The sequence below is a fragment of the Roseicyclus marinus genome (assembly GCF_030163795.1).
In the GTDB taxonomy this organism is placed as follows: Bacteria; Pseudomonadota; Alphaproteobacteria; order Rhodobacterales; family Rhodobacteraceae; genus Roseicyclus; species Roseicyclus marinus.
On sequence record NZ_JASJOF010000015.1, the window covers coordinates 17,260 to 42,806 of the forward strand.

General features: G+C 65.9%; 23 protein-coding genes and 2 tRNA genes. 12 read left to right on the forward strand and 13 right to left on the reverse strand.

The annotated features are described in order from the left end of the window. The first annotated feature begins 6 nt into the window (after positions 1 to 6). The 4 genes from QQK63_RS16460 (at position 7) to QQK63_RS16475 (ending at position 3,224) form a co-directional block, all read left to right on the forward strand. Positions 7 to 504: a DUF2306 domain-containing protein gene (locus QQK63_RS16460; protein WP_277823778.1), complete on the forward strand. Its 498-nt coding sequence runs from the start codon at positions 7 to 9 to the stop codon at positions 502 to 504. 159 nt (positions 505 to 663) lie between these two features. Beyond that, positions 664 to 1,995: a peptidoglycan-binding domain-containing protein gene (locus QQK63_RS16465; RefSeq protein ID WP_277823776.1), complete on the forward strand. Its 1,332-nt coding sequence runs from the start codon at positions 664 to 666 to the stop codon at positions 1,993 to 1,995. A gap of 139 nt (positions 1,996 to 2,134) precedes the next feature. Beyond that, positions 2,135 to 2,221: transfer RNA gene (locus QQK63_RS16470), tRNA-Leu, on the forward strand. 157 nt (positions 2,222 to 2,378) lie between these two features. Further along, a complete protein-coding gene (locus QQK63_RS16475; protein WP_277823774.1) occupies positions 2,379 to 3,224 on the forward strand; it encodes a fumarylacetoacetate hydrolase family protein in 846 nt (281 codons plus the stop codon). Positions 3,225 to 3,252: 28 nt separating this feature from the next. Here the strand turns inward: QQK63_RS16475 and QQK63_RS16480 are convergent, their stop codons facing one another. Further along, positions 3,253 to 4,944, reverse strand: a complete 1,692-nt coding sequence (locus tag QQK63_RS16480; RefSeq protein WP_277823772.1) for an ABC transporter ATP-binding protein — start codon at positions 4,942 to 4,944, stop codon at positions 3,253 to 3,255. Between the two features lie 207 nt (positions 4,945 to 5,151). Here QQK63_RS16480 and QQK63_RS16485 point away from each other — a divergent pair, with 207 nt between their 5' ends. After that, a complete protein-coding gene (locus QQK63_RS16485; protein WP_277823770.1) occupies positions 5,152 to 5,439 on the forward strand; it encodes a DUF1330 domain-containing protein in 288 nt (95 codons plus the stop codon). 142 nt (positions 5,440 to 5,581) lie between these two features. After that, positions 5,582 to 6,241, forward strand: coding sequence for a Hint domain-containing protein (locus QQK63_RS16490; protein WP_277823768.1), 660 nt, complete (start codon positions 5,582 to 5,584; stop codon positions 6,239 to 6,241). Positions 6,242 to 6,257: 16 nt separating this feature from the next. On the opposite strand, the gene QQK63_RS16495 is transcribed toward QQK63_RS16490, so the two are convergent. From QQK63_RS16495 to QQK63_RS16525, 7 genes are read right to left on the reverse strand one after another with little or no spacing between them, the layout of a single operon-like run. Further along, positions 6,258 to 7,187: an AEC family transporter gene (locus QQK63_RS16495; protein ID WP_277823765.1), complete on the reverse strand. Its 930-nt coding sequence runs from the start codon at positions 7,185 to 7,187 to the stop codon at positions 6,258 to 6,260. A gap of 4 nt (positions 7,188 to 7,191) precedes the next feature. Further along, positions 7,192 to 7,989, reverse strand: coding sequence for an MBL fold metallo-hydrolase (locus QQK63_RS16500; RefSeq protein ID WP_277823763.1), 798 nt, complete (start codon positions 7,987 to 7,989; stop codon positions 7,192 to 7,194). Between the two features lie 3 nt (positions 7,990 to 7,992). Then, positions 7,993 to 8,802, reverse strand: a complete 810-nt coding sequence (locus tag QQK63_RS16505; RefSeq protein ID WP_277823761.1) for a TatD family hydrolase — start codon at positions 8,800 to 8,802, stop codon at positions 7,993 to 7,995. A gap of 18 nt (positions 8,803 to 8,820) precedes the next feature. Then, positions 8,821 to 9,951, reverse strand: coding sequence for a DNA polymerase III subunit delta' (locus QQK63_RS16510; protein WP_277823759.1), 1,131 nt, complete (start codon positions 9,949 to 9,951; stop codon positions 8,821 to 8,823). 50 nt (positions 9,952 to 10,001) lie between these two features. Further along, positions 10,002 to 10,643 (reverse strand): dTMP kinase, encoded by a 642-nt coding sequence (gene tmk, locus QQK63_RS16515; protein WP_277823757.1) that lies wholly within the window; start codon positions 10,641 to 10,643, stop codon positions 10,002 to 10,004. Further along, the gene (locus QQK63_RS16520; protein ID WP_277823755.1) at positions 10,643 to 11,851 is read right to left on the reverse strand and encodes a D-alanyl-D-alanine carboxypeptidase family protein; all 1,209 of its coding nucleotides are present in this window, start codon (positions 11,849 to 11,851) and stop codon (positions 10,643 to 10,645) included. The genes tmk and QQK63_RS16520 overlap by 1 nt, the downstream gene beginning before the upstream one ends. Before the next feature lie 22 nt (positions 11,852 to 11,873). Continuing rightward, positions 11,874 to 12,782 (reverse strand): SPOR domain-containing protein, encoded by a 909-nt coding sequence (locus tag QQK63_RS16525; protein WP_277823753.1) that lies wholly within the window; start codon positions 12,780 to 12,782, stop codon positions 11,874 to 11,876. Positions 12,783 to 13,002: 220 nt separating this feature from the next. On the opposite strand from QQK63_RS16525, the gene QQK63_RS16530 reads away from it, so the two are divergent. Beyond that, positions 13,003 to 13,092, forward strand: a tRNA-Ser gene (locus QQK63_RS16530). Positions 13,093 to 13,250: 158 nt separating this feature from the next. Here QQK63_RS16530 and QQK63_RS16535 read toward each other — a convergent pair. The 3 genes from QQK63_RS16535 to QQK63_RS16545 all read right to left on the reverse strand — a co-directional run bounded on the left by QQK63_RS16535 (position 13,251) and on the right by QQK63_RS16545 (position 17,927). Beyond that, on the reverse strand, positions 13,251 to 15,701 hold the full coding sequence (locus QQK63_RS16535) for an AAA family ATPase (RefSeq protein WP_277823751.1): 2,451 nt from the start codon (positions 15,699 to 15,701) through the stop codon (positions 13,251 to 13,253). A gap of 373 nt (positions 15,702 to 16,074) precedes the next feature. After that, positions 16,075 to 17,250, reverse strand: a complete 1,176-nt coding sequence (locus tag QQK63_RS16540) for a hypothetical protein (RefSeq protein WP_277823749.1) — start codon at positions 17,248 to 17,250, stop codon at positions 16,075 to 16,077. Positions 17,251 to 17,369: 119 nt separating this feature from the next. Further along, on the reverse strand, positions 17,370 to 17,927 hold the full coding sequence (locus QQK63_RS16545) for a hypothetical protein (RefSeq protein WP_277823747.1): 558 nt from the start codon (positions 17,925 to 17,927) through the stop codon (positions 17,370 to 17,372). Positions 17,928 to 18,793: 866 nt separating this feature from the next. Between QQK63_RS16545 and QQK63_RS16550 the strand changes: the two genes are divergently transcribed. After that, positions 18,794 to 19,225, forward strand: a complete 432-nt coding sequence (locus tag QQK63_RS16550; RefSeq protein ID WP_277823745.1) for a MarR family winged helix-turn-helix transcriptional regulator — start codon at positions 18,794 to 18,796, stop codon at positions 19,223 to 19,225. Positions 19,226 to 19,553: 328 nt separating this feature from the next. On the opposite strand, the gene QQK63_RS16555 is transcribed toward QQK63_RS16550, so the two are convergent. Both QQK63_RS16555 and QQK63_RS16560 read right to left on the reverse strand, forming a co-directional pair. Continuing rightward, positions 19,554 to 21,920 (reverse strand): 1-deoxy-D-xylulose-5-phosphate synthase N-terminal domain-containing protein, encoded by a 2,367-nt coding sequence (locus tag QQK63_RS16555; protein ID WP_277823743.1) that lies wholly within the window; start codon positions 21,918 to 21,920, stop codon positions 19,554 to 19,556. 14 nt (positions 21,921 to 21,934) lie between these two features. Then, positions 21,935 to 23,137 (reverse strand): methionine gamma-lyase, encoded by a 1,203-nt coding sequence (locus QQK63_RS16560; protein ID WP_277823741.1) that lies wholly within the window; start codon positions 23,135 to 23,137, stop codon positions 21,935 to 21,937. Positions 23,138 to 23,248: 111 nt separating this feature from the next. Here QQK63_RS16560 and QQK63_RS16565 point away from each other — a divergent pair, with 111 nt between their 5' ends. The 4 genes from QQK63_RS16565 to QQK63_RS16580 all read left to right on the forward strand — a co-directional run bounded on the left by QQK63_RS16565 (position 23,249) and on the right by QQK63_RS16580 (position 25,543). Continuing rightward, a complete protein-coding gene (locus tag QQK63_RS16565) occupies positions 23,249 to 23,704 on the forward strand; it encodes an Lrp/AsnC family transcriptional regulator (protein WP_277823739.1) in 456 nt (151 codons plus the stop codon). A gap of 100 nt (positions 23,705 to 23,804) precedes the next feature. Further along, complete coding sequence (locus QQK63_RS16570; RefSeq protein WP_277823738.1) at positions 23,805 to 24,299, forward strand: MerR family transcriptional regulator; 495 nt, start codon at positions 23,805 to 23,807, stop codon at positions 24,297 to 24,299. A 39-nt stretch (positions 24,300 to 24,338) separates the two neighbouring features. Beyond that, positions 24,339 to 24,974 carry an SAM-dependent methyltransferase gene (locus QQK63_RS16575; protein ID WP_277823736.1) on the forward strand — a complete coding sequence of 212 codons (636 nt, stop codon included), beginning with the start codon at positions 24,339 to 24,341 and terminating at the stop codon, positions 24,972 to 24,974. Positions 24,975 to 25,003: 29 nt separating this feature from the next. After that, a complete protein-coding gene (locus QQK63_RS16580) occupies positions 25,004 to 25,543 on the forward strand; it encodes a GNAT family N-acetyltransferase (RefSeq protein WP_277823734.1) in 540 nt (179 codons plus the stop codon). Positions 25,544 to 25,547 lie beyond the last annotated feature (4 nt).

Below are 25,547 nucleotides of genomic sequence, written 5' to 3' on the forward strand. Positions count from 1 at the left end.
GACCCGATGACCGCCACTGATCTCGCCGCTCTGCCGCTTGCCGTGCATCTGCATCTGTGGCCTGCCCTCTGCGCGCTGGTGCTTGGCCCGTTTGCCCTGTACCGGCGTCGCCGCGACATATGGCACAAGGCGTCGGGATATATCTGGGTCGGGCTGATGGCCCTGACCGCTGCAAGCGCGTTTTGGATCGAGGCGGCCATTCTACCCATCGTCCTTGGATTTGGTCTCATTCACGCGCTGTCGGGGTTGGTGCTTTACGGTCTGTGGCGGGGCGTTTCTGCGGCACGCGCGGGGGATGTCGCTGCCCATTCCGGCTGGATGCGCGCGCTCTACTGGCAGGCGCTGATCGTCGCTGGCAGTTTCACGCTTTTGCCGGGACGGACGCTCAACGCGCTGCTCTTTCCGGACCGCCCCATCCTTGGGGTGATTGCGATTCTGGGCATCGGTTCTGTTCTCGTGTTGCGCTTTTTTCGCCTGCGGTCCGTGCGGCGCGCGGCAGGGTGATTTTCTCGACCTTGGGCAGGGCGGCTGCGTGTCCGGTCAGGTTTTCCTGACCCTGCGGCATTTTCGGCTCAGGTTTCGGACGAGCTGTGCTAGTTTCGGACGCGATAAAGGCCCCCGCTGCCGCAGTCCGGGCCTGTACCGTGACCTGGAGGGATACCCATGTTTGCAAGACTCATGACATCGGCCAGCCTGATTGCCGCGCTAGCCCTCGCGCCTGCCGAGCGCGCCGAAGCGGATGCCGCCGAATTCATCGGCGGCGCCATCATCGGCGGCGTGATCGGCCATGCTCTGTCGCAGGGTAATCGCAACACCACACGGGGCACGACCACGACCCGCGTCGTGCGGCCGGGCATCCCGGCGACGCAACAGGGACGGGAAACGCAGCTTGCGCTGAATTACTTCGGCTTCGAGGCCGGGACGGTGGATGGCCAGATCGGCAACGGCACCCGCGCCGCGATCGAACGCTATCAGCGTGCGATGGGCTATCCGGTGAACGGGCGCGAGTTCGCGGGGTACCAGTTCGATTACCTCATGGATGCCTATTACTGGGGCCAGAACGGCGGGGCGCAGCAGAGCGGATTGGCTGGGCAGCCACTGCTCTTTGCCTACCGCGACAGCCGCGAAGGACGCACCTTGCCTGCGGGCGCGCCGCAGCCCGCCCTGCCGCAGGCGCCCGCCACCACCGTCATCGTCAATCCGCAGCCCACGGCACCGGCGCCTGGCGTTCTGGCCGCGGCCCCTGCGCAGGCGGCGCCGAACCTGTTTGCCAATGCCGCACCCACGGCGTCGCTTGCCAATACGTGCAACGGCATCATGCTTCAGACCTCGACCAATGGCGGCTATGTCACGCTGGCCTCGCTGGATGATCCCGATGTCGCATTGAGCGAACAATTCTGCGTCGCGCGGACCTATGCCATGGCGCAGGGAGAACAGCTGATGCGGGCCATCGCCGGGTTGACGCAGGCGCAGATCGGCCAGCAATGCGGGCAATTCGCTCAGCTTTTCACGGCGCAGATCGACCAAGTCTCGTTGATGGGGCCGGCGCAATTGCTGCCGCAGGTGACCTCCGTGGCGCTGGGAACAGGCATTCCGCCCGCTGACCTTGTGTCGACCGCACGGGTCTGCCTGTCGGTCGGCTATGCGCAGGACGATATGCGCATGGCGGTCGGGTCGGTTCTCGCACTGGCCGCGATGGGCGAAGCGGCGCAGGGCGAATTGCTGGGCCATCACCTGCGTGAGGGTTTCGGGACGACCACGCGCCCCGACCTCGCGCTGCAATGGTATGATGCCAGCCTGAGCGCGGTAGAGCAGGGCGCGCCGGCGGCCTTCATGCCGGGACAGCCCGAGCGGACGCAGCTGGTCAGGGCGGCGGTCACGCGGATGCAGGGCGGCGCGGCGTTGCCCACGCCCGTTCCCGCGTCCCAACCGATGCCCACGCCTATGCCTGCCCCGGTGCCGGTTCCGGTGCCTGCGCAGTCAAACAAGCTTTGACGCGCCGGGAAACCGGCCGGTCCGGGCCTCTTCCTGGGTCCGGACCGGGTCGGTCGCGAGGCGGCTGCGAAAAATCGCGTTACACCCTCTTCACAAGCCCGCAACCCTCGGCTAAACGCCTGCCACTACCTGATCACGTGCGGTCGTGGCGGAATTGGTAGACGCGCAGCGTTGAGGTCGCTGTGGGGTAACTCCCGTGGAAGTTCGAGTCTTCTCGACCGCACCAATCAGGCCTTCGGGCCGGGCCCGATGGGCCGAACCCGTCTCCCATTTCCATCGTCCGACCTGACTGCCCCTGACACTCTTGGGCATGGCACGATGTCCGTGACACGGTCGCCGGGCTGTGCTTAGTCGCCCCGACCAATCAGCGGAGGGAGGCTGTCATGCGGTTTATGCGGATCGGTGAGGTGGGCGCGGAACGGCCCGCGATCGTGGATGAGGCGGGCGTCGCGCGCGACCTTTCCGCCATCGTGCCCGATATCGGACCTGACACCATTGCGGGATTGGGCGACAGGCTGGCGGGCGTTGATCCCAAGGACCTGCCGATCCTGCCGACCGAAGGCCAGCGCATCGGCGCGCCCATCGCGCGACCCCGCAACATCTGGTGCATCGGCCTGAATTATTCAGATCATGCCGCCGAGTCGGGAATGCCCGTCCCCTCGGAGCCGATCGTCTTCAGCAAGCCGGGCAGCGCGCTCTGCGGGCCGAATGACCCGATCCTGACCTCGCCCGGGATGACAAAGATCGACTGGGAGGTCGAGTTGGGCATCGTGATCGGCGCGCCCGCGCTCGACCTCGCGCCGGGCACGGCGATGGATCACGTCTTTGGCTATGTCGCCGCGAATGACGTGTCCGAGCGCGCGTGGCAGATGGAGCGCGGCGGGCAGTGGATGAAGGGCAAGAGCTATCCCAATTTCTGCCCGTGCGGACCATGGCTGGTGACCCGGGACGATATTCCCGATCCGCAGACCCTCGGGATGGAATTGTCGGTGAACGGCGCGGTGATGCAGAAGGGCACGACCGCGACCATGATCTTCGGCGTCGCGCACATCGTGGAATACCTGAGCCAGTTCGCCCTGTTGGAACCGGGCGACCTGATCGTCACCGGCACGCCGCCGGGCGTTGGCATGGGGCAAAAGCCGCCGCGTTATCTGGCGCATGGCGATGTGGTGGAGTTGTCCATCGACGGTCTCGGTGCGCAGCGCAGCGAGGTTCGCCCGCGCGTCTGAGCGTTGCGGTGTCGGCCGGCGGTGGTGATCAGAGCGCTGTCGCCACCCCGGCCGCCTGCAACTCGTGCAACCGCGCATATGCCCCGTTCGCGGCCATCAGGTCGGCATGGCGGCCTTCCTCGATCACCTGTCCCCGGTCGAGGACAAGGATTTTGTCCGCGTCCCGGATCGTCGACAGGCGGTGTGCGATCACCAGCGTCGTGCGACCTTCCGCGAGGCGGGCCAAAGCCTCTTGCACCAGCTGTTCGGAGCGCGCGTCGAGCGCAGAGGTCGGTTCGTCGAGCAGCAGGATCGGCGCGGCCTTGAGCATGGCGCGCGCGATCGCCACGCGCTGACGCTGACCACCCGACAGGGCCGAGCCGCGCGGCCCGACGGACGCATCGAGCCCCTGCGGCAGGGCGTCGGCGAATTCGAGGACCGAAGCGGCCTCGGCCGCTGCGCGCACTTCGGCGTCGGTGGCGTCGAGTCGTCCAAGGCGGATGTTCTGGGCGATGCTGGCGTCGAAAAGCGCCGTTTCCTGACCCACCACGGCAATGGCATCGCGCAATCCGTCGAGGCCGAGGTCGCGCAGATCCGTGCCACCGATCGTGATTGCGCCCCCGTCGGGGTCGATCAGTCGTGTCAGCAGGCCGAAAACCGTCGTCTTGCCGGCCCCCGATGGCCCGACCAGCGCGGTGGTCTGACCTGCGATCGCAGTCAGGCTCAGCCCCTGCAGAACCGGCAATCCGTCATAGCCGAAGCGCACGCCGTCGAACCGGATATCGCCGCGCGGCACGGGTTTGGGATCACGGGGGGGGAGGATGGTCGGGCGCTCTTCGAGCACGGCATAAAGCCGGTCGAGCGAGGCGATGCCAGCCTGAATCTGGCCTGCGATGTTGGACAATCGCCGGAGCGGGTCGAACAAAAGCGCCAGCGCGGTGAAGAAGGACATGAATTCGCCGATGGTCTTTTCGCCCTCCACGATCTGGCCGCCGCCGAAATAGAGGACCGCGACAAAACCCGCGGCCGAGATGACGTCGATCATCGCCGGGTTGGCGGCAAGCCCGCGCTGCGACCGGATCGCTTGGCGCAGGAAGGCTTTGACCTCTTCGCCGAACCGCCCCGTCTCATGCGCCTCCAGGCGGTTGAGCTTGATCGACTGGATGCCGTGGAACATTTCGTCGAGCTGGGTGGAAAGCCGCGCCGCGGCCTCCCTGCTCGCGGTGGCTGTCTTCCGGATATAGCCTTGTACGGCCATGATCGGCAGGATCAGAAGCGGCAGGCCGATGAGCGCCAAAAGCGTCCAGACCCAGTCATTGGTCAGCATCACGGTCAGGAGCGACGCCAGCGTGATCGTGTCCCGCCCCAGCGACATCACGGTGGAGGAGGCCAGTCCCTGCAAGGCCAGCGTGTCGCCCCGCACCCGTTCGATCAGCGATCCGGGGGGATTGTCGCGGAAATACCTGATGTCGAGCGCCAGAAGATGGCTGACAAGCCGCGCCTGCAACGCGGTCGTCACCTTGAGGCCGATGGTCACGATGATAAGGCGCTGCGCGAAGCCCGCGATGGCGCGCGCCACGAAGATCAACGCGATGGCCAGCGCGATCCAGCCCACGCCCTCCATGCTGCCCGCGCCGAACATGTCGTCGAACAGGGGCTGGACCATGTAGGCCAGAACGCCCAGCGTCGCGCCCTCGATGGTCATCAGGACCGCGGCCACCAGCAACCGCGACAGGTGCATGCGCACATGATCGTGCCACAGCCGTCCCAGCAGATGGCGGGCCTTGGCCTCGGGCCTGAGTGAGGGGGCGAGGTCGGTGGGCAGGACAGCGGCTCCGGAGCGTGTGCGAGGTATCGGAGCCGTGGCTTACGCGATGGATGCGGGGCAGACAAGCGGCGGCGGCCGCGCTATGAGCGGCCTGAAGGTGCAATGCGGAGGACAGACACCATGCCCAAGGGCTATATCATCGGCCATATCACCGTGAACGATCCCGAAGCCTACAAGGAATATGTCGAGCGCGACACGCCGATCCTGCTGGGTCTGGGCGGGCGTTTCATCGTTCGCGGGGGGCAGTCGCAGGTGATGGAGGGCGAAACCCTCATGCGGCATGTCGTGATCGAATTCCCGAGCTACGAGGCCGCGCTGACGGCCTACAACGACCCCGCCTACCAAGAGGTTGCCGATATCCGCCGTCGCACCGCCGACAGTGTGATCCTGGTGGTCGAAGGCGTCTGAGAAAACACAAGGCCGCCCCTGTGTCAAAATTGGGGCAGGGCGCGGCGCTTGTCCCCGAATTGCCTCATTCGATCCATATTCCGGCCCGAGACCACGACCAAGCTACAGGCAATGGTGTGGTAACTGGTGTGCGAGGCCTGCGATGTCTGTCCCGATGCGGCACGAGAGTTTTGGATTTCCGGCATCCCTCGCCGGCGATGACACCGGCCTGTCGGGTCGGGCCAAGGCGGAGGGGATCGGGCTGGTGGCGGGAACGCGGGTGGCGACACCCGGCGGCTATGTCGCCGTGGAACGCCTCGCGGTCGGAGACCGGGTGCTGACGCAGGATGGTCACCAAGCGAGCCTTGTCTGGGTCGGACTGAGCTGTATGCCGGGAAAGGGTGCCTTCGCGCCCGTTCGCATCGAAACCGGGGCCATGGACAACATGCGGCCCGTGCGTCTCGGGCAGGGGCATCTGCTCCGCGTGGCGGGATGGCAGGCTGAGCTTCTGTTCGAGGCGGAGGCTGTTTTTGCAACCGCGAGGAGCCTTGTGGATGGCGCGCGTGTCACCATCGACGACAGCGCGGAATCCGTCATCTATATCCATCTGATGCTCGAGCATCACGGCATCATCTTGGCCGAGAATCTGGCCTGCGAAACGCTGCGGCCCGGACCGGACGCGGCCCTGATGCTGGCAGCTCTGGCGGCGGAGGCGGAGTATTTCGAGCATGCCCCGTTGCCGATCTCCGGGCAGATCGAGGGTTGCATGTCCGCCCTTCCGGTTCTGTCCGGCGACGAGGCGCGTGTGTTGAAAGTCGCCTGAGCGGTCTTCGCCCGCCTCAGCCCAGAAGCCAGATCCACGCGGAGGCGGTGAAAACCGTAAGGGCCGTCCCGATCAGGATGGAGGAGGCCACAACGCGCCGCGCCGCGCCGTACATGTCAGCAAAAATATAGGTGTTCACGCCGGGCGCCATGGCTGCCGTCACAACCGCAGCGCGCAGCTGACCTTGCGAGAGATTGCCGAGCGTGCTGCCCAGTGTCCAAGCAATCGCAGGGTGCAGCAGGAGCGAGATGCCGCAGATCATGACGATCACCCCCATGTCGCCCTCGGGCTTGTAGCGATAGAGAACGCCGCCCAGCCCGAACAGCGCGGCGGGCAGGGCCGCGCGGATCATCAACGCCAGCGCGTCATCGACCACGTCGGGAATGGGCAGGCCCGAGAGGTTCACCACAAAGCCGAGCCCGATCCCGATCATCAGCGCGTTGCTGAAGATCGCGCGCACCACCGTTCTGGCCAGTTTCATCCCGCCCGCCTCGGCGCGGACGATTTCCATGGTCACGATCCCGAGCAGGTAGCAAAACGGCGCATGGAGCGCGATGATCGCGTAATTCGGCCCAAGGCTGTCAACGCCATAGGCGCGTTCCCCGATGGCGAGCCCCAGAAGCACGGAATTGGCGAAGAGGCAGCAAAAGCCGATCACGACGCTGTCGACCATGGGCCTGCCAAAGAACAGCCGCGCGCCAAACATGCCGGCAAAGAAGCTGACTGTGGAGCCGGTGTAATAGCTGACAAGCAGCGACAGATCGAAATCCGCGCCCAGATCCAGCGTCGCGATGGCCGAGAAAAGCAGGCAGGGAATGGCGAATTTCTGGGTGAAGACCATCAGCCCGTCGACGGCGCTGTCGGCGAAAAGCTTGCGCCAGACCGCCAAATAGCCAGCGCCCACGACCAGAAAGACGGGCAAGACGATGGCGAGGATGTCGAGCAATCTCTCAGACCTCGTAGGTGATGGTCAGCCCGTCATGGGCGGGCGTGACATTCTCGGGCGTTTCGGCGGCGACAGTCGCGTAATCCAGGTCGATATGCATGTTGGTCAGCACTGCGCGGCGGGGTCGGGCGCGCGCGATCCATTCGAGCGATCGGTCCAGATGCGCATGGCTGGGATGCGGTGTCCGGCGCAGCGCGTCGAGGATCCAGCAATCCAATCCGTCCAGAACGCGCCAAGCCGGGTCGGGGATGTCGGAGACATCGGGTAGATAGGCCAGATCCCCGACCCGGAAGCCGAGCGCGTCGATATTGCCGTGGGTCACCTCAAAGGGGGTGAGCGTGATCGCGCCGCCCGGCCCTTCGATCGTCACATCGCCCTCGATGCTGTTGAGGTCGAGGATCGGGGGATAGGCGGAATTGGGCGGCTGAACGAAAGCATAGCCGAACCGGTTCAGGAGGTCGTTTTGCGTTGGTCCATCGGCCCAAACGGGAAGGCGCTGGCGCATGTTGAAGACGATCATGCGCAGATCGTCGATCCCGTGGACGTGATCGGCATGGGCATGGGTGAAGACCACGCCATCCAGTCGCCCGATCCCCGCATCGAGGAGTTGCGACCGCAAATCTGGGGAGGCGTCGATCAGCACGGCGGTTTCGCCCGCAGCCTCGCGACGCCGGATCAGGAGCGAACAGCGCCGCCGCGCGTTCTTGGGGTTCGTCGGGTCGCAATCGCCCCAATGCCCACCCAGTCGCGGCACGCCGCCCGAGGATCCGCAGCCAAGGATGGTGAAGCTGAGTTCGGCCATGGGTCAGGCGGCCTTTGCCCAAGCGGCGGCTTTCCAGAACAGCCGGTCGAAATTAGCCGACGTGGCCGCCGCGAAATCCGCGTAATCGAGGCCGAAGACCTCGGCGCCGACGCGCGCGGTATGAGCGGTATAGGCCGGTTCGTTGCGCTTGCCGCGATGGGGCGGGGGCGCGAGATAGGGGCTGTCGGTTTCCAGCAGGATCCTGTCCAGCGGGGCGGCTGCAAAGATCGCGCGCAATTCCGCGCTTTTGGGAAAGGCGGCGATGCCTGACATCGACAGGTAGAAGCCGAGGTCGAGGGCTGCCTGCGCCAAGGCCGCGCCGGACGAAAAGCAATGCATCACACAGGAATAGGGACCGGAGCGATATTCTTCGGTGAGGATGCGGGCGATGTCGTCGTCGGCGTCGCGGGCATGGATGATGAGCGGCAGGCGGGTCCGGCGCGCGGCCTCGATATGAAGGCGCAGGCTGTCTTGCTGCATGGCCTTTGTTTCGGCGGTGTAGTGGTAATCGAGCCCGGTTTCGCCGATGCCGACGAATTTTGGATGTCGGGCGAGCGTTTCCAGTTCCTCCAACGTCGCCATGGGTTCGTCGGCCACGCTCATCGGATGGGTGCCTGCGGCCCAGAAGACGCTGGCCTGCGCCTCGGCGATGGCGCGGACACGAGGGGCGTTGCGCAGCCGGGTGCAGATCGTGACCATGCGCGTGACGCCCGCCGCCGTGGCGCGCGCGATCACATCGGGCAGGTCGGCGGCAAGATCGTCGAAATCCAGATGGCAATGGCTGTCGACGATTTCGGGCGGGATGTCGGGCATGGCGGGCTTTCGCGGGGGTCAGGCCGCGCGAAGCTGTGCGGCGGTCCGGTCGAGGTCGAGGAACATATCGAACGTGAGCGCGGCAGGGTCAAGGTTGACCGCCCGCCCGCGCCGCGCCCGCGCGGTGAGCGTCGCGGCAAGATCGGCCCAGAGCCGCGCGGCCATGGGATCGGGGGCAAGGCGGGCCAGGGTTTTCGCCTCGCCCGGCACAATCTCGGGCAGGGAGTGGCCAGTTGCGCCCTGACGGGCGAGACGCGACAGCGCGCGGTCGAGCAGCGAAAGGGTCATGTCGAAGGCAACTTCGCCGCCCTTGCCGGATGTCGCTTCCGACAGGCGCAGGGCGAGCGGGCGGTCAAGGCGCGGCAGGCCGTCGAGCAACAGGATCAGGTCGCGGTAAAGGACAAGACCGCCATGGGACGACAGGCGCAGCGCCTCACCGACGGATCCGCCCGCCAGCTCGGCAAGCGCCGAGGCGTTCTCGGGCGGGCTTTGCCCGGCCTGCGTAAAGGCCTTGTTGAGATCCTCGGGGCCAAGCGGGCCAAAGCGCAGCGTGCGGCACCGCGAGCGGATCGTGGGCAAAAGACCCGAGGGGCGGTGCGAGATGAGGAAAAGCACGGCGTCCTTGGGGGGTTCCTCCAACTCCTTCAACAGCGCATTTGCGGCTGAGGCGTTCATCTCGTCGGCGTTGTCCACGATGACCACGCGGCGGCCGCCGCCACCTGCCGACATGTGGAAGAAGGATTTGACACGGCGCACCTCGTCGACCGTGAGCTGCGTCTTCAATTTCTTCGTTTTTTCGTCCCAAGGGCGGCGGATCAGGCAAAGACCCGGTTCGGACAAGGCGCGCAACCGCGCGGCGACCGGGTGGTCGTCATCTATGTCAAGACTGTCGGGGGGCGGGGGCGCGCCGAAAAGGCTGTCGCCGGTATCGGGGGGTGTGGCGAGCAAAAATCGCGCGGCGCGCCACGCGAAGGTGGCCTTGCCCACGCCCTCCGGCCCGGTGAGCAGCCAGCCATGGGGCAGGCGGCCCGAAGTAACAGCTGCGAGGAATGTCGCCTCCGCCTCGTGTTGGCCGAACAGCCGCGCGGTTTCGCGCGGATGCGGCGCACCGTCGAGGCGGTCGGGTTCTGGCAGCGCGTCCTCGGTCATGGGTTGGTCGTAGCACGGGGGGAGGGGCCGGAAAACTCGAGTTTTCCGCCTCAGGCGAGACGCTGCGCGACAAGGGCGGCGATGTCTGTGGCGATGGCGTCGGGGTTCCGGCCCGCATCGATCAGGACGCAGCGGCGGGGATATTCGGCGGCAAGCGCCCGGAAGCCGTCGCGCAGGCGGTGCTGGAAGGCGAGGCCGAAATCCTCGAACCGGTCCTCGCCCGAGCGTCGGGCAAGGCCGCGCGTCAAAGCCACCTCGGGATCCATGTCGAGGATCAGCGTCAGGTCCGGGTCGATGCCGATGACGCGATCGTGGATATCGTCGACAAGCCCGCGCAGATCGCCTCGCGTCGCCCCTTGATATACACGGGTCGAATCCGCGAAGCGGTCGGTGATCACATCGCGTCCCGCAGACAGCGCGGGACGTATCGTACGTTCCAAGTGGTCGCGGCGGGCGGCCATGAACAGCAAGATCTCTGTCTCGGGAGACCAGCGGTCGGGGTCGCCTTCGACGAGCAGTCGGCGGATATCCTCGGCCCCCGGCGCGCCGCCGGGTTCACGGGTCAGGACCGGATCGCGGCCCGTGGCGCGCAGGGTCTCTGCCAGCCGCCGGGCCTGAGTGGATTTGCCCGATCCGTCGATCCCTTCGAGGCTGATGAACAGCGCGCCCCTCTCGGGCCCTGTGCCGGACATCAACCGCCCACGAGGGTCGGAGGCGGACCGATCAGCCGATGCAACACGTCGCGCGTCGCGGTGCCAAGGCGCGTGCCGATACCGCCCTGTGCCACATCCTCGGTCGCAAGCAGCGGGATGCGGTGTTCGATCGCATTCTCGCCCTCGCCCATGCGCACCACCATTTCGCCCAGTTGGTCGCCTGCGGCTATCGGTGCGGCAAAAGGAGCGGAATAGGTGATTTCCGCAGCCACATCCGCCGTGCCGCTGGCCGGCAACAGCAACGTGAGATCCGTGGCCGGTGCCATGCCGACATCGGACGCAGCCCCCATGAAGACGGGCGCGCGAGCCAGTTCCGTTCCGCCGCTCACCACCTGCCGCTCCACGAACTGGCGCAGGGCCCACGTGGTGATGCGTTCGGCCTCGCGCGCGCGGGCCTCGGCGCTGGGCAGGCCAGTGATGACGAAGGTGACGCGGCGGCTGCCCTGTACCGCCGAACCCACGAGACCATAGCCAGCCTCGGACGTGTGGCCGGTCTTGAGCCCGTCCGCCCCGATGCCCAACGACAAAAGCGGGTTTCGGTTGAACCGGTTGGCGGGCGAGCGGTTTTCGTAGTCGAATTCGGTTTCCGCGAAATAGCGGTAGTACTGTGGATGTTCGGTGATGATCTCTTCGGCCAGAATGCCGAGGTCGCGCATGCTCATCACATGGCCTACGGCTGGCCAGCCCGAGGCATTCATCAACGTGGTCTGGTCCATCCCCAGTTCCCGCGCGCGGTCGGTGGCAACCCGCGCCCAACCGCCCTCGGTTCCATCGGGGCTGAGCGCCTCGGCAAGAACGACCGAGGCGTCATTGCCCGAAACGATGATCACGCCGCGGATCAGATCCTCGACCGTTGGACGGTCTGCGGTGTTGAGAAACATGGTCGATCCGCCGAAGCTCATGGCATGGGCGCTGACCGGAAGGCGGGTGTCGAGCGCAAGGCGCCCTTCGTCCAGCGCCTCGAAGGTGGTCAAAAGCACCATGAGTTTGGACATCGAGGCGGGCGGCAGCGGCACCTCGGCATTGTGCGAGAACAGCACCTGCCCGGTTCCATGGTCGATCACATAGGCCGCGGTCGCCTCTGTCTGGTAGGCTTGCGACAGGGCCGGCCCGGTCGCCAGCACAAAGGACAGCGCCGCCACGAATGCGGCGGCGCGGTGGGTCAGTCGGGTCAGGGCAGCGTACATTCCATGTCCTGTGTCTTTGGTTTCACCTCGTCACGGGGTAGGCGTCGGCGAACCCCAGATCCCGGACGGTGCGCAGGATCGACGCGCGATCCTCTGCCGACTGGGCCGGGCCCACCACAACCCGCCAGAACCGGCGACCGTTGGTGCTTTGGTCGTAGATTGTCGGCACCAAGCCCGCGTTGCGCAAGGCCTGCCCGGTGTTGTTGGCGTTTTCTTGCACAGAGAAGATGCCGATCTGGACAAAAGCCCGCTCGACCGCCGTGTCGGAGGGCGCCGCGCTTGCGACCGCAAGGGGCGCGGCCTGCGGAGCAGGAGCGGGGCTTTGCGCCTGTTCTGCCTGCGAAATGGCGGCCGCGGCGGCTGCGATCGGATCACCGATCGGGGTCGCGGTGATCGCGGGCGTGGCAATGGCGGTGCCTTCGGCGGCGGCCGGCGTCGGTTCGGCCCCCGGGGCTGGCGTGACGACCGGATCCGCGACTTCCTCGCGCCGCAGGGCGGTGACCTGGATTCGGGTGGGGTCGCCCGCGAGAATGTTGAGAGCGGCCGCCGCATCCGAGGAAATCATCAGATCCGGGCCGGGGCCGTCGATTTCGCGGCGGAACAGGGCCCCGATGACGAACCGACCATTTTCCTCGTTGCGAATGATGACGCGTTCCGGGTCATCGGCCGAGGGATGCGCAACCCAGACGCCACCAAGAGACGGGCGACCGTCCCACAGGCCTTCTTCGGTGACTTGGAACACGTCGGGGGCTTCGACGTCGCGTTCGACCAACCGCGTCGCACCGATCGGTGCCGGCCCGTCGCCCGTGGCGTTGCGGGTGCCGATGTTGGAAAACGGCTGAAAGTCTTCGCCGCAGCCAGTGAGGGCTGCAAGGGCGCATGCGGCAAGTCCAAGCCGGGCACGCGACGGAATCCTAGGCAATCGGGTCATTTGCTACTCTGTCCGCACTCAATGGGCGCAACGCGCGCCTCAGGTTATTTGGTCCGATGCCGTCTGCCGGGCACGGTTCCGTTTTGATTGATTGGCACGATACCTTGTTTGAGGCGGTCTGAAAACCCGTTTGCCTCGAGCCGCGCGCCTGTTTGCTGACCTGTTGCAGCCGGGCGCATCTTTCAGAATCACGCGCGCCCCCTTACGAGACACGAAGGCCGGAGGAGTGGCCGAGCGGTCGAAGGCACCGGTCTTGAAAACCGGCGTGCGTGTGAGCGTACCGTGGGTTCGAATCCCACCTCCTCCGCCACTACCCTTCCGGCAATGCTTTGATATCTATTTAGTTTCTGTGTCCGCACAGGGTACGGGGTATCACGCGGGGTATCATTTGGCTCTGCGGGTAGTCAGGAAGCCGCTCTGATGCATGATCCCGCACGGAAAATAGTGCATGACTTTACCGGGGGCGAGTCACGGCGAAATCGCACTGTTGGGATCGCTTGGGCAGACAGATACTGTTGCTCTCCGGACGCACGTCGTTCCCTCCGATGAGAGCAGATCCCGAAGCCTGTCACCATCCAGCATCCCGTCTCCGGCAAGTTCCCTTGCCAGCCTCTCGAGCCCCTCTTTCCTGCTGTCCAGCAGGGTCATTGCCCGCTGTTCCGCGTCCTTTAGCCGACTCTCGACCCGGGTGCGAAGGTCAGCATCAGCGCGCAGCACCCTGTCCACGTCCTTGGGCGCAGCGCGCCAGATCAGCTGTTCGGTAAGTCCGAAGGTGATTTCCATGGCCGTGGCCAAGTCGGTTGCCTTGGCGAGATCGCTGTCCTCTGCCCCTCCGGCCCCGGCGGAGACCTCGCCAAGGAATAGCCGTTCTGCGGCGCGGCCGGACATGAGCGTGATGAGCGCTGCGTCCATTTCGGCCTTCGTAGGCGATGTCGAAATGTTCGGGGTTTCCACATAACCGCCTGCGGCGTGGATGGCGATCCGCTGCGGCGTTCCAAGGCCGGTGGCGTGGGACGCGATGGCATGTCCGGCTTCATGCACGGCGACCCGCCAGTGGAGCGCGTCGTCGAGAGGCGGCCTGGTCTCGGCGAGGCTGGCCTCGAGATGGCGCAGCGCGAGGGGTTCGCGCTGCCGCCGGGCCAGTGCGCGGGCACCGCGGACGAGGCGGGCGATGTCGGCGCCGGACATGCCGATGCAGAGGCGCGCGAGCGGCGTGAGGTCGGCGTCCGGAAGATCGCGCCCGAGGTGCCACCTGATCGCGGCAGGCAGCTGGTCGGGGTCGGGATGGCCGAGCGTCAGGAGCTGGTCGAAGCGTCCGGGCCTGCGCAGCGCCGCGTCGATCTTGTGCGGGTAATTCGTGGCCGCGATGGTCAACACACCTTCCATGCTGTCGAAGCCGTCGAGACACTCCAAAAGGCCTCCGACGACCATGTCGGTCCAGCTGCTATTGTGGTCGTGAGCGCGGGCGCGGTCGCCCCAGGCGTCAAGTTCATCGAGGAAGATGATGGACGGCGCGGTCTTTGCCGCCTCGGCGAACAGGGCGCGGAGCTCGCGGATGACCTCTGACCCACGGGAGCCGCTGGCCTGCAGCTTTGCCAGCGAACTTGCATGGAAGCTGACGCCGGCGTCCTGCTCGATGAGGCGCGCCAGCTCGGTCTTGCCGCTGCCCGGGGGCCCGTAGAGCAGGAAGCCCCGCGTCACATCTTCCCACGGCAGGCGACCCTGCTGCCAATCCTCGAGATCCGCGCGCAGTTGATCGACGGCGTCCCGGACCGGTTGAGGCAGGGGGAAGTCGTGCAGACCCGGGCCGGGCTTGGGGCCGGCGGGCGAGGTCTTCAGCGCCTGCGCGAGGCGGCGCGCGAGGCTCGGCCCGTCAGGCGACCGGAAGGCGAGAGCGAGCGATGCGAGGGGCAATTCGGCCAAGGCGGCATCCTCCGGCAGGTCATCGGGTCCGAGCTCCGGGATGTCCGGGCGGATCAGACGGAGGGCGTGGAGCAGGATCTGCCTGTCAAGCGGCGCGAGCGGAATGATCTCGGGCGCCAGCCCTGCAACGGGCTTGGGCAAGTCGAGCGCCTCGGCGGCGACGAGCGCCACGCTGCGCCCGCGCAAGAGCGCCGTTTGGAGCGGCTCGCGCAGGCCCGGAAAGCTGCCCTTCTGTGAGGACCCATGTTCCAGCACATCCGCCATCATGTCGATGAAGAGCGCGGGTGCGGACCGCGGCCGATCCGACAGGATGGCCGAGACCACGCCTTCGATGGTCCTGTCGAGTGCGGCCTCGCCGGTGGCGATCACGGTGATCGCGCCGCGCGCGAGGAGCCGGTCACGGAGGCTTTCCAGCGATCCGAAGGTCTTGGCAAGGCGGAGCACGGAGAGCGCCGGAAGCATGCGCGGGATCAAGCCCTCCCGCGGGTTGCAGCGCGGGGGGATCGGCAACGTGGACAGGCCCGGGATCTGTTCGGGGTCGAGCCAGTCGAGGGGGTCCTCGGGCGCGCTCGTGTTCTCGGGGTGATCCCAATCTGGCTCGTCGTCAGAGGACTCCGCAGGCGTGTTCGTGGCGCCATCCTCCGGTCTGGCCTGTTCAAGACCGGTTGTCGCCCTCTCGGGCGCACCGGCGGGACGGTCCAGCGGGCGGCCAGCGGCCCCGCCGTCGCCGTCCTGGCTGTCATGAGTGTCGCCCGCATCTCCCTCCTTCTCTCGATCCGGCAGGTCGTCTGCTGCAGGATCATCCTGCTCATCGTCCATATCGTCGTTGTCCTCTTCATCTTCCGGCGCGTTTTGGGCCTCATCGAAGGCCCAGAACGCGTGTGTTGGCTCTGCCAACCTGTCGAAGATCTGCTCCGCGTACGCCTGCCAGCCCGCTGTCGCGGTGGCAGGATCGGGAGCAGAGGAAAGAGACCGCGCAGGCGCGGCATCGGACATGGGCCGCGCAAGCGCGGTGGGGTTTTGGGCCTGCGGCCCATGGCTTGGATCAGAAGCAAGGGGTTCGGGGGGCGTGCCCTGCGCCGCAGCGCTCGGACCCGGGGCAGAGGCAGGGACAGGGCTAGTGGCAGGGACAGTGGCGAGAAGCGGGCGGTGGGTCATGGGCGGAACCTCCGGGGAAAGGGCCAAGGGGCAGGAAGAAAGCAAGGACGGGCGCGAGAGCCCGGCGCGACGGGAGGGCTCTGGCAGGAGCCCAAGGGAGTCTGGTGAAGGTCTCGGATCAGGCCGCAACATTCGGGATCGGCCGCCTGAACCGAGGGCTTCAGCCGCGACGATCCAGGATCAGATCGAAAGGCGGATGCCTGATCCGGGATCATGGCGGGAGCGTGCCGTTACCCGACAGGCTAGCTGGGCCTCCACCGAAGCCCTCATCGGGGTCATCTTCATCGTCCTCTCCCCCATCCGGCGCGTCCGATCCCGGATCGGCGGAGGGCTTGCGCCCCGACCGGTTCATGCGCGCTTCGATGCCGTCGAGCACCTTGTGCAGAACCGGGAGGAGCGTCGGGCAGTAGATCTCGGAGACGACATTGATCTCTCCGACATATGCATCGACCGGGATCACGGCATCCGGGTATCGCTTCGCGAGCCGCGCGTTGGCTCGACGTTCCTCGGCGCAGGCGGCATGGCCCGTGGGCATGGGCAGAAGGCGCAACAACTCGACCTTAGTTGCGCGCGGCAGCCCGAGCTGATAGCGGAACCGATGCTCCGGATTGGAACTGTAGCCGAGCTTCAAGACCCTGAGCCCGCTGTCCGGCAGATCAATCTGCGCGAGATAGATGCAGCTCGGCTTCGACGCCCAGCTCTCGCCACAGCCGCCGCAATCGAGACGCCCGGTCTGCATGTTGGCCCGCGCGATGCGCTGTTCCTGCCCGCAGCCGTGGCGGTAGATCCGGTAGTTCCGATCGCCGGACGGATCGGGACCGATGAGCCTCCAGCCCTGTGCCTCGGCCTCTTCCGCCTCCCGCGCTGCATGACAGGTCTCGCAGCGCAACCCGCAGGCACCCGCGGCTGCCCGCTCGATCAGCTCGAACTGCCGGCGCAGGTCATGGCCACAGGGGGCGCGGAACCAGCCATAGACGTGATCTTCGGGATCACGGGCCAAGAACGCCACCCCCGCAGCCTTGGCCAGATCCCGGATCCGGCGCTCGGCGCAGGCCCCGCAGCGGGGCTCTGCCGTCATCAGGGTGTAGACCTTGCTGGCGGTCTGCCCGCCGCAGCTATGGCAGGTCAGCGCCACGTGATACCGATCCCGGATGCGGCGATCGATCCGGAAGCCCTTCGACGCAGCCACCTGGGCCCAGCGATCCGGGATCGGCGCCGGAAATCCGCGCCAGTCGGCAGCGGCGACATCGCGCGACCGGTGCGGGATATGCAGCGGCACGGGGTGATCGGGCGGCTGCACGGAGGAGCCATGCATCAAGGCCGCAGGCGCGGTCAGGGATCCGTGGGATCCGGGATCGGGACTGTTGGGGGGCTTGAACTCGGTCATGGGAAGACCTCCTTGGGGTGTGATCAGGCAAAGGAAGACACGGCCCCGCATCGGCATGCGGCGGGGCAAAACGGGTGAGCAGGCTTGGGGAAGAGAAACGGGGGCGCTGAGCCGAGCGCTCAGAAGGTGGGACCGGTCAGATCAGACGGCGCGGGCGCGTCATGCCCGGGATCTGGGACCTGTGACATGTCTTCGACCGCGAGATAGGCTTCGAACCGGGAGAGGCCCTGCAGGATCAGCCGGTTCACCACGGGATCGAGACCGGGCAGATCGAGCGCGAGATAGCACATCGGGGTCTCGATCACGCGCCGCCGCAACCGCGCGACCAGATCGGGATCGGAGGACCGGATCACCTTCCGGATCAGCCGCGCCACCCGGATCAGGGCGATGTCGCCGGGTGCGCGGGGCGACTTGGCCAACAGCGCCTCGAGAGCGGACAAGGTGTGCGCCAACGCCCGCTCTGCATCCCGGAACCAGGCATCAAGCGCGGGGTCCGCGCCCGAGAAGCCGATCATGTCCCGATCAGCCGCGATCAGGACATCCATGGCGGTCAGAAGATGGGCGAACCGAAGCGCGATCCGCGAGGGACGGGTGCGCAGGTTGGCAAGGAGCGGGGCATCGAGGGCCCCCAGGATCGGGAAGCGAATTGCGGGCGGGGTCAGGGTGTGGGTCTGCATGGGTGTCTCCAAGAAAGCGTGACGACTAGGTAGATTACAGATAGGGGCGATGAACCTAGGCGTCAAGACAAACCGAAGAAAATAATCGGGGTGCTCTGGGAAGGGGCCTTTAAGGGGGACTCTGTAAAAAGGACGTCGACTTCGGATCAGGTGGGGCAGGGGGATCTTCGGCCGGAAGCGACTGGTTGAGGCCGCCCAGCCGGCGCTTAGGTCTCAGGTATCCTGCAGGAAGGGCTCGGAGCGCGCTCTGGAACCCCTCTATGTCAGGCTCGGCGGCTACAAAAACCCCTTGGAGCATAAGGATTAGCCAGCTAGCAAACGTTTTTGGGCTATCTCGGAGGCCTCCTCCCGCGTTCGGGACCCTGTAAAATGGCGCCTCCGACAAGAGACCGGCTCCTTTAAGGCATCAAGACCTCCGCCCCAACAAAAGGCTAGCTGACTAGCAAGCGGTTCTCCGCCGGTAAATGGGTGCTCATGATGGTTTGGGAAGCCGCAAGCAGGGCCCTGTTACCAACAAACGTCTGATCAAAGGCGAGTAGAACCCAGTCAGAACATAACCTAGTCAGCTAGCAAACGCTTTGGGGCTGTCTCGGAAATCCCCCTTGTGTGCGCGGGGCGTCGCAAAATTTGGCCTTCGATAAGAGGGCAGGTCGACGAAGGCGGCCGGAACCCCTCTTCGGAAAAATACGTAGTTGACTAGATAACGTGATTGGACCCAGAAAGGAGCTCTCCAGCGTGCTCTCCATGTCTCAGAGACCATCCAAGGCCCGAAAACCTGTTGCAATGTGTCGAGCGGGCTAGCATCTGCTGAAGGGATCAAGCCGGGCTCTTCAACCTGGCAGGCACCATGAAACGGGGGCAGGGCGATGAGTGACGATATCAAGCAGCAGGAAACCCTCGATCTTCTGACCCTGGTCTCTCGCGCCAGCGCGCGCGAGGCCGCGGAGGCGCTCCGCGCGAGCGGCCTAACACTGGCCCAGTTCTCGCTCCTGGATCTGATCGAAAAGGAGGGGATCCGCTTCCCCACAGCGCTGGCTCGGAAACTCGACATCGAGAGCAGCACGATGGCGGCCATCCTCAAGCGGGCGGAGCGTGACGGCCTCGTTCTGCGAAGCCCGGATCCCAAGGACGCGCGCGGCATCGTGGTGGAGGTGACTGAACAGGGCAGGGGGCTTCTACCGGAGGCCCGCCGTGCGCTAGCCGCGGTTGAACAGAAGTTGACGAAAGACATCGACGCTCAAGATCTCGAGTCGGCCAGAACGGCCATGCAGGCGATGTTGCTCAACCTCAGAAAGTGAGAGGCGACGCGAACGGCCCGAAGAAGACTTTCACCTCCTTGCCAGACGCCGCAGTGCGGCGTCAGCGAAGCGGCCATGCGTACATCGCGCGACATTTTTTGTGGGTGAATGTCGCCAGTGCAGACTCCTCGGACATGCGCCCAAATCAACACGACCGTCGCCAGCGATGGCACTATCAATGCGATGATCGTTTTAGGAATGAACGTCGGCGATCGTGGGTGTCTCAGCCGGAATACCGGTCTTGGTGGGTCTGTTATCCACCTAGTAGCAAGCTTCCGAAGCCCCGATCTCCTTTGCGGGTCAAGCCCCACTATCCTTCTCTCCACGCTCATCCGCACCGCGCACCACTGGTTAATCCGTTCACAGAGGCCACCAGCGCATCGCGGTCGATACGGAAATGCCGATAAAGATCGCCAATGGTGCCGGTCTGCCCGAAATGCTCCACGCCGTGCGGGATCGTCCGGTGCCCGGCCACCGAGCCGAGCCATCCGAGCGTCGCCGGGTGGCCATCGAGAACGGTGACGAGGCTGCAATGACGTGGCAGAGGTGCGAGCAGGCGCTCGACATGGCTGAGCGCCGCGGGATTTCCGCGCGCCCGCTCACGCTGCGCCGCGGTCCAGCCGGCGTTCAGGCGATCGGCCGAGGTCACGGCTAGCACGCCGACATCGCGTCGCATCCCGCCGATCATGCCCGCCGCGGCGATAGCCTCATCGGCGACGGCGCCCTGGTAGGCGATCACCACCTCGCAGTTCGGCCCCGGCGGGCGCAGCCAGTAGGCGCCGTCGATGGCGCCCTGGCGGAAGGCGTCGTCGTGCCGCTTGCCCGGCTGCTCCGAAGGCTTCGTGGTGAGCCGCAGGTAGACCGAGCCGCCGGTTTCGTCCCGCAGCCAGGTGCGCTCGTCAGGGTCGCCCTCGCCGTCGCGCTGCAGGTAGTCGAACGCCCATTCAAGGATCACGGCCAGTTCATCCGCAAAGGCCGGCTCGAAGCTTGCCAACCCATCTTGCGCCATTCCGGTGAGCGGGGTGCCGATGGATTGATGCGCGCCGCCTTCGGGGGCCAGAGTGACGCCAGAGGGCGTGCCCACGATGATGAACCGCGCATCTTGGTAGCAGGCATAGTTCAGCGCATCGAGGCCGCGATGCACGAATGGGTCATAGACCGTTCCGATGGGGATGAGACGCTTGCCGAACAGGCTGTGCGCCAAGCCTGCGGCACCCAGAAGCAGGAACAGGTTCATCTCGGCAATGCCCAGCTCGATATGCTGGCCCTGCGGCGTGAATTCCCATTTCGCGGTCGAGGGGATGCGGTGCTCGATGAAGGCATCCTCGCGGGCGGTGCGGGCGAAGAGCTTGCGCCGGTTCACCCAGGGCCCGAGCGAAGTAGTGCCGGTCACGTCGGGCGAGGTCGTCACGATCCGCTCGGCAAGCGCGCTGTCGCCCTTGGAGAGGTCGTCGAGGATCTTGCCGAAGGCGGCCTGGGTGGAAACCTCCCGGTCGGTCGAGATCGCGAAGGCGGGCGCGGGCAGCTTGGCGTCGGTGAAGCGCCGCGGCCCCTTGGCGAAGAACGGCACCCGGCCGAGGAAGTCCTGCAGAGCTGCCACGTCGGCCACGCCTGCGAAGGGCTCCCACTCCTGCCCCTCGGGGACACCCATGTGGCTCTGCCAGTCGGCCATCTGCGCCTTGGTCATCAGCCCGCCGTGGTTGTCCTTGTGCCCCGCAATGGGCGTGCCCCAGCCCTTGATGGTGTAGGCGAGGAAACAGGTCGGGCGGTCGTGGTCGACGGCGGCGAAGGTCTCGGCCATGGTCTGCACGCAGTTGCCGCCGAGGTTTTCCATCAGCGCGGCCAGCTCCTCGTCCGACCGCCGGTCGATGAGCGCAGTCACGTCGCCCTGGTCGCCGAGGTCGTCCATCAGCCGTTTCCGCCAGACCGCCCCGCCCATGTAGGTCAGTGCGGAATACTCCGCGTTGGAGCAGCGGTCGATCCAGTCTCGCAGCGCGGAGCCGCCCGGTTCCTCGAAAGCGGCTCGCTGCAGCACACCGTATTTGACCCGCACCACGTCCCAGCCGAAGGCGTCGAAGATCTTTTCGACCCGTTCGAATAGCCCCTCGCGCACGATGCCATCCAGCGAGTGGCGGTTGTAGTCGATGATCCACCAGCAGTTCCGGAGATCATTCTTCCAGCCCTCCTGAAGCGCCTCGTAGACATTGCCCTCGTCGAGTTCCGCATCGCCCACCAGCGCAACCATGCGCCCAAGCGGCAGGCCCGCGCCCCAGTCCTTGGCGGCGACGTAATCCTGCACTATCGAGGCGAAGGCAGTGATCGCCACCCCGAGCCCGACCGACCCGGTCGAGAAATCCACATCGTCCACGTCCTTGGTGCGGCTGGGATAGCTCTGCACACCGCCGAGGCCGCGAAACGCCTCCATCCGGGCGCGATCCTGGTTGCCCATCAGGTACTGGATCGCGTGAAACACCGGCGAGGCGTGCGGCTTGACCGCCACCCGGTCTTCGGGCCGCAGCGCAGAGAAATACAGCGCTGTCATGATCGACACCATCGAGGCCGACGACGCCTGATGCCCTCCCACCTTTATCCCGTCCACCTTGGGACGGATGTGGTTGGCGTTGTGGATCATCCAGTGCGACAGCCACAGCAGCCGCTGCTCGATCGCCTTCAGATGGTGTGTATCGGGGGTCATGGGCCGCTCCAGATTCAGGCGCTGCGCAGGGCGCGGATGGGCGCCAGCGCACCATCCAGATCGTCGAGGATATCGGCCACGTCCTCGAGCCCCACCGACAGCCGGATCAGCCCGTCGGTGATGCCATGCGCGGCCCGTTCCTCGGGCGTGTATGTGGAATGGGTCATGGATGCGGGGTGCTGGATCAGTGTTTCCGCGTCACCCAGAGAGACCGCCCGCGCGATCATCCTCAGCCCGTTCATCATACGCCGCCCGGCCTCTAGCCCCCCTTTCAGCTCAAAGGCGATCATGGCCCCTGGCTGCGCCATCTGGCGGCTGGCGAGCGCGTGCTGGCTGAAGCTTTTCAGCCCGGGATAATGCACTACGGCGACCTCGGGATGATGCTCCAGCCATTTCGCCACCGTCTGCGCGCTGGCGCAGTGCCGGTCCATCCTGAGCGCGAGTGTCTTGAGGCCACGCAGGATCAGCATGGCATTGAAGGGCGCCATCACAGCCCCGGTCATGTCCTTCATGCCGACAAGACGGATTTCGGTGACCGCCTCGGCGCGGCCGACCACAACGCCCGCGACCAAGTCGCCGTGGCCACCAAGATACTTGGTGGCCGAATGCACCACCAGGTCGGCGCCAAGTGCGATGGGCCGGGTCAGGTAGGGGGTAGCATAGGTGTTGTCGACGATCACCTGCGCACCGCCGGCATGGGCGATTTCCGCGACGGCTTCGATGTCGACCAGCCGCATGTTCGGGTTGGCCGGCGTCTCGAAATACACCACGCGGGTGCGGTCGCTCATGGCCGCGGTCAGGTTCAACGGGTCGGTCAGGTCGACATGGGTGATGGTGATCCCGAACTTCCTCAGCCCGTGATGCATGAACGCGAAGGTGCAACCATAGAGCGTCTTGTCGACGATCACCTCGTCGCCCGGCGAGAGCAGCGTCCAGAGGACTGCGGTGATCGCCCCCATGCCGGATGCCAGCGCAATCCCCGCCTCGGCCCCCTCGAGATCGGCCACGCGGGCCTCGAGCAGGTCGAGCGTCGGGTTGGAGATGCGCGAATAGATGTGACCCGGGCGCTCGCCGGCGAAGATCTCGCCCCCCGCCTCGGCGGTCTCGAAGGCGAAGGTCGAGGTCAGGTGCAGCGGCGGTGTGAGTGCGCCCTGATGGTCCATCGGATCGTAGCCGAGGTGAATGGCGCGGGTGGCGAAGCCTTTGGATTGGGTCATGAGCGGTCTCCTGTTTGAGACAGGATATCGCGTTCTTGGATCAAATGGATTGCGTTTTCAACCCTAAAATGGCACTATATTAGCAGAATCTGCCAATCGGAGGCCCAAAAGATGGATGGGAAGGATCGTCAGATCATCCGCGTCCTGCAGCGTGACGGGCGCATGTCGAACCAGGATCTGGCCGAAGCGGTCAATCTCTCGCCCTCACCCTGCCTGCGCCGCCTGCGTAACCTCGAGAAGGACGGCGTCATCCTCGGCTACGCAGCACGCGTGGACGCCCGCGCCTACGGCTTGCCGATCACCGCCTTCGTCCGCATCCGGCTGGAGCGCCACGACGAAGCCACCGTGCAGACATTCGAACGCGAGGTCGGGCGGATGGACGAGGTGCTGGAATGCCACGTGATGACCGGCCAGACCGACTATCAGCTGCGCGTCGTGGTCGAGTCGCTCGATGACTACGAACGCTTCATCCGCGCGCGCCTGCATCGCGTCGGCGGTATCGGGTCGATCGACACGAGCTTTGCCTATGGTACCGTGAAGGACAGCATGGTGTTCCCGATGCGGTAAAGGTCGAGGCAGACCAGATTTCCCGCTTGACCTGTCTACAGCTTCACACCTTAGAAGGATCCCGACAGTCGAGAATCGGTGTGAGTGGACAAGGCGGCGGATGTATCAGATCTCGGAATTGGCGGAGAGCGTAGGGCTCTCTCGCGCGACGCTGCTCTACTACGAGAAGCTCGGGCTGCTGAAGGGCAAGCGCCAGGCGAACGGCTATCGCGTCTATTCCGACGGCGACCGGCAGCGGCTACGGCTTATGCAGCAGCTTCAGGCGGGCGGCCTCAGCCTGCAGGAATGCCAAGCCTGCCTCGATGGCAAGCTCGACCGCGAGATGCTGGGCCAGCGGCTGGAGACATTGGAGCGCGAGATCGCCGAGAAGACGCGGTCGCGCGACCTTCTGGCGGCCCTCCTCGGACGCTCGAGTCTAAAGGACTGGCACGAAGAGGTCGAGCGCGTCGCGCCTGATCTGCACCGCGCCTGGCTGATGTCACAGGGGTTTTCCAGCGCGGAGGCGGGGCTGGTCGCGCTGGTGTCCAAAGACATGAATGCCCACGCCGCCTACATGGCCAGGTTCATGGAGGTTTTCGCCGACCTCGACTGGTAGGGCCCGGGAACGCCCGAAGCGACAAGGAGGGCGCTGATAATGGTGCCGTTCGAGCCCGAGACGATCCTTGAGATCGGCTGCGGCCCCGGCATGGCGACAATGACGCTGGCCGATGCGACGCCGGCGCGGATCACAGCCACCGACACGGCCGAGGCCGCACTGGAAAAGCTGCGCACGCGGATCGCGGCGGGCGGCCTCAATGACCGGATCGAGGTGCAGAGCGTCGACATGGCTGCAATTCCGATGCCCAAGCGCCCCTGGGACGTGATCTGGTCCGAGGGCAGCGCCTACATCCTCGGCGTGGAAAAGGCGCTTGCGGACTGGCGGGTGCTCCTGCGCCCCGGCGGCGTTCTCGTGTTCTCCGACATGGTCTGGCGGACGGACACACCCGACGACGATGTCCGCGCCTTCTGGGCCGCGGAATACCCCGCGATGGTGACGCCCGCGACCCGCGCAGCACAAGCGAGGCGCGCGGGCTACCGCGTGCTCGGCCATTTCGACATCGGGCCGGAGGGGATGGAGACCTACTACCGCCCGCTCGCCGCGCGGCTCGACGCGCTCGAGCAGCGTCTTGCGGGAAGCCGGGTGTTGCAAGACCTGCGCCGCGAGATCGCCGTGCTGGAGGCCGGACGCGGGCAGTTCGGCTACGAGATGTTCGTGCTGGAGCGGGTCTGAGCCCGACTGGCGCCAGAGAGGATCGAATCATGGACTATTCAACGGATTACACAACCCATGCCGAGGCGATTGCGGAGCTTTTCGCCGCCACCTTCACAGCCTCGGAGGGCGCGGAGGAAGGCGCGCTGATCGGCGCCCTTGCGCGCCGTCTGATCGCGGAGACGACCGCCGAGGATCTGCGCGTGTTCACCGCCTGGGAGGGCGGCACGCTTGTCGGCGGCATCTTTTTCACCCGCTTCACCTACGAGAACGATCCGCGCATGGTCTTCATGATGGCCCCCGTGGCGGTGGCCACCAAGCATCAAGGCAAGGGGATTGGGCAGCGGCTGATCGCCCACGGTCTCGACGCGCTTCGGCGGGAGGGCGTGGATATCGCCGTGACCTATGGCGACCCGGCCTTCTATGGCCGTGTGGGGTTCGAGCCCGTCTCGGAGGCCGACCTTCCCGCGCCGCAACCGCTGAACCAGCCGCAGGGCTGGATCGCGCAATCCCTGACCGAGGCGCCGCTGACGCCGCTACGCGGCCCCGCCCGCTGTGTCGCCGCCTTCGACGACCCCGCGCTCTGGTAGGCTC